We start from the raw sequence: 257 nt of genomic DNA, 5'->3' as shown, positions 1-257 counted from the left end.
CTACCGAACGCCCTTCGGGGTCGGCGAACCCACCATTATGGCCGGGCTACTGCGGCCCGTACTGTGCGGGACTTGTGCCAGCACAGCACTAGTAATCTGTACGGTGAGATGAAACTTAACAGTTACTGGTACTGTCTAGTTAAGCCAATTTGAGAAGCGAGCAGTTCGTGGTTTGAGTTGTTGATGCTATCCCCAGAACTGCTCAGAGAGTCGTTAGACACGGCAAATCTTGAATGTTGGGAGCGAGAGCGGACGGC

General features: G+C 53.3%; 1 pseudogene. It reads left to right on the top strand.

The annotated features are described in order from the left end of the window. Positions 1-183: 183 nt before the first annotated feature. A pseudogene (locus tag O2S87_RS19115) lies at positions 184-257 on the top strand (IS6 family transposase); the annotation flags it as partial.

The sequence above is a fragment of the Halohasta sp. A2 genome (assembly GCF_056175805.1).
The sequence above is the reverse complement of the archived record's forward strand: the minus strand, read 5'-3'. Positions and strand labels throughout refer to the sequence as shown.